This window comes from Roseiarcus sp. (genome assembly GCF_049514155.1).
In the GTDB taxonomy this organism is placed as follows: Bacteria; Pseudomonadota; Alphaproteobacteria; order Rhizobiales; family Beijerinckiaceae; genus Roseiarcus.
In genome coordinates, this window is the sequence record NZ_JBEKVH010000260.1 from 1 (window position 1) to 3,522 (window position 3,522).

Below are 3,522 nucleotides of genomic sequence, written 5' to 3' on the forward strand. Positions count from 1 at the left end.
AAATGGGTGCGATGGTCGACCGAGCCGGCCTGGAAGTCGGGCTGGTTCTGCACGCCGCCGGTCAGGCCGGGGTTGTGCACGTCGACGAGCGCGGGAACGAGCTGGCGCGTGCCCTTCTCGAAGGCGTTGAGCCACTGGCGCCGCCACTGGCCGCGCAATTCCTCCGGCACGTAGTCAAGCGTCTTGTCGATCATCCCGCCGGCGTTGTCATGCTCGATCGCCTCCTCGTTGGCGTCGAGGAAGGCGCGCAGCTTGGCGATCGCGCCGTCGGCGAAATCATGGGCGCGCCGGGTCAGGTACTGACGCAGCTGGAACGCGCGGCCCTTGGCGCCGAACAGCATGTCCTGGGCGACGGTCGGGCTCTTGATGCGGCCGGCGGGATCGCCGAGGTACGCGCGCAGGAGCTCGGGCTCCGGCATGTTCGCTTCGGTCATCATGTGGCTGGTGGCGAAGCCGTCCATCGCATTGGCGACGGGGATCAGCGACAGCGAACTCAGCCGATAGGAGATCGCCGCGAGGTCGGCGGCTTCCTGCGCGTTGGAGCCGAACAGGATGGTGTAGCCGGAGGCGAGCAGGGCGTAGACGTCGTCGTGGCCGGCCATCACGTTGAGCGAGTGCTTGGAGACGACGCGCGCCGCCACCTGCAAAACAAAACCGCCGACTTTCTTGCCGACGGTCACGTAGTGCGATTCCATCCCGTAGAGGATGCCCTGGCTCGAAGAGGCGTTGGATACGAACTTGCCGCCGGTCAGCGCCGCGCCGAGCGCGCCGCTCTGGGCCGAATGCTCGCCTTCGGGCTCGAAGAAGAACGGGTGCTTGCCCCAGACGTTGAGGCCGCCGTTGGAGCGGAACGCCTCGTAGATTTCCGAGATCTCCGTCGAGGGCGTGATCGGGTAGCCGATGACGCCGCCGCACACGCGGCTCATCACTTCGGCGACGGCGCCGTTGCCATGGATGACGGTCGGCAGTCCGGGGTATTTGACGGTCATTTCGTCCCTCGAGGATTGGCGCGGCGGCTGGTGGGAATCGACGAGTCAAACCGCTCTGCGCCGTGAGACGGGCTGGCTGGAAGGCGGGCTGCGGGGCTGCGGGCGGCGGCGGCGGGCGTCTTGTCGCCCCTCGTCGCCTGTCCGCCATGCCGGCGGCTGCGCTCTCCAGTCATCCTGGCTCCTGGCTTCGCCCTTACGGCGCGGCGTCCTTATGCTCCATCACGGCGAAGCGCGATTTGAGGGCGATCAAAGAAACAGGGAACGGAAACGTCGATTGGCGCTTTCGCCTGCGTTTGCTAAGCCTTGGAGGGAGGCCGAGTTTTTTGTCGACTTATTATAAGTTCAAGCCGACGGCCGGCTATTCGCTGGCGATCACTGACGACATGACGGGAGCGAATCTGCCGCCGGTGCAGTACGGCCGTTGGATGCTCGTCGAGACGCTCGAGATTTTGCCCGGCGACGGAACCCGATTCGGCCCCGACGCCGACGCGATCATCAAGGGCGTGCGGGAGGAGGGGTTCTACCTGTGGTCGGACAAGCGGCCGCCGGAGGGGTGAGCCCGATCGGAAGCGCCGTTCAACATAATTCAAACTGAGACACTACCCCCCTCTCGGTAGTGTCTCAGTTTCAATTTTCCCCGACCGAATCAGGCGTTGACAATGTTTGACGCCTTGCGGAGGCTTGTGGCGCGCGCCATATGCGGCGCCGCAAGACGTGCCGGCGCGCGCCGAATCGTGATATGTTGGCCATTAAGGGCCTTGGGAGGCGACGCCGAAGAGCCCGCGAGAGGAACCCCGCATGCCGAAGGGACCGCAAGGTCAGAAGCGGCCGGCCGACGTGATTGGAGCAGCCGTGATGGTCGCGCGAATCGCGACTGGCGAAATCGAAGAGACACTGAAGGAGCCTTCGGGCAAAGTTCGATCGGGGAAGGCCGGAGCGAAGGCGCGCGCCGACAAACTGACGAAGGAGGAGCGCTCCGAGATCGCCAAGAAGGCGGCTGGCGCGAGGTGGCGATGATACTTCCACCTGTTCGGCCGGAATTTCGGCCGAATTTCAAAAAAATACTGGAAACCATCCTCTTTATCATAGAGCGGTGGCCGGATACTCGCGGTCCAACACAATTTGAAATAGTAAAGTCAGTGTTTGTCGCTGACTTATGGCACACGAATAAATTTGGGCGCCCAATAACGTTCGATAATTATTCTGCTCTTATATATGGGCCAGTTCCTGAGAATACATACGACGCGATTAAGCCGGAGTTCAAATTCTTTAAGAGGAATTTTGGCGTGGATGGGCCGCTTTGGAGCGTAGCCCCAGCGCCTCAGATATCGAGGAAGGCGCTGATTTATTCCGTGCCCCAGCGCCACGCAAATCTGCGCATCCTGTCGACGAGTGACGTTGATTGCCTTGCGGAGGCAATGGCTACCGTCAAGAAGCTTGGATTTGGAGGTACGAGCGACTGGACGCACGAGCACCCCGCATACAAAGAGGCGTGGGATAAGAGAGGCGAAAAGGGATCGTCCCCGATGCATTTTGAGCAACTTATTGACGGCGACGAGGAGCTAATGCAGGACCTCGTTCACGCCTCTCGGCACACGATATGATTCATGTTTTCTCCTGGTGATATAGTCGGTTTTATTAGTCGGGAGGCGAATAAGCATAAATTTCATTTATGCATCAGCGATAGTGGACATTATTTGTTTTTGAATTCACCGAAAGCGGTTAAACGGCCGGCGGATTTATACGTAGACAACGGAAGGCTGCCAGGACTTCCTGTAACGCCTTCTGGGCAATCAGTAATTTGCTGTAGTCTGGTTATGCAGAAGACCAATGCTGAATTAATGGCCGCACGCGCCAGCTTGAAGGGCGTATGCGATAGGGCTCTCCTGCATGAGATTATAAAATTCGTGGAGACATGCCCTGTCCTGAGTGAAGAGGACAAGACTGCGGTCACTGATGGATTGGCCGATTGGTTATGAACTTTTTGCTTGCTATTCTCGATAGCATGCATTATGTTCATTTCCATGAACAAGCTCCCGCTCGAAACCCGCGCGAAAATCCTGAACCTCTTGGTCGAGGGTTCCTCGCTTCGTTCAATCTCCCGCGTCGTGGACGTGTCGATCAACACCGTCACTAAGCTCCTTGTGGACGCTGGGACAGTCGCCGCCGCCTACCACGATCAGAACGTGCGCGGCCTACAAACGCGTCGGCTGCAATGCGATGAGATTTGGTCGTTTTGCTACGCGAAGGAAAAGAACGTCGCGAAGGCCAAGGCCGCGCCCGAACTGGCGGGCGACGTTTGGACGTGGACCGCGCTCGACGCCGAAAGCAAAATGATTGTCTCGTGGGAGATCGGCAATCGCGACGCTGTTTCCGCATTCTTGCTGATGGAAGACGTTCAGAGCCGCGTCAAAGGCCGAATGCAGATCACGACCGATGGCCACAACGCCTACATCACGGCCATCGAAGGCGTCTTTGGCGACGACACGGATTTCGCGCAGCGGGTGACGCGGTATGGGACGCCGGCTGAGGG

General features: G+C 59.7%; 2 protein-coding genes and 2 pseudogenes. 3 read left to right on the top strand and 1 reads right to left on the bottom strand.

What is annotated here, in order from left to right:
• Nucleotides 1–989: pseudogene (locus ABSF49_RS21090) on the bottom strand (2-oxoacid:acceptor oxidoreductase family protein); the annotation flags it as partial.
• A gap of 323 nt (nucleotides 990–1,312) precedes the next feature.
• Here ABSF49_RS21090 and ABSF49_RS21095 point away from each other — a divergent pair.
• From ABSF49_RS21095 to ABSF49_RS21105, 3 genes and pseudogenes are all read left to right on the top strand, one after another.
• Nucleotides 1,313–1,546, top strand: a complete 234-nt coding sequence (locus ABSF49_RS21095; RefSeq protein ID WP_424114597.1) for a hypothetical protein — start codon at nucleotides 1,313–1,315, stop codon at nucleotides 1,544–1,546.
• Nucleotides 1,547–2,002: 456 nt separating this feature from the next.
• Complete coding sequence (locus tag ABSF49_RS21100) at nucleotides 2,003–2,593, top strand: Panacea domain-containing protein (RefSeq protein WP_424114598.1); 591 nt, start codon at nucleotides 2,003–2,005, stop codon at nucleotides 2,591–2,593.
• Nucleotides 2,594–3,013: 420 nt separating this feature from the next.
• A pseudogene (locus ABSF49_RS21105) lies at nucleotides 3,014–3,522 on the top strand (IS1 family transposase); the annotation flags it as partial.

Bases quoted from the DNA above. Each gene is read 5' to 3' on its own strand.
- ABSF49_RS21100 (WP_424114598.1), top strand. From the start codon at position 2,003: ATGATACTTCCACCTGTTCGGCCGGAATTTCGGCCGAATTTCAAAAAA.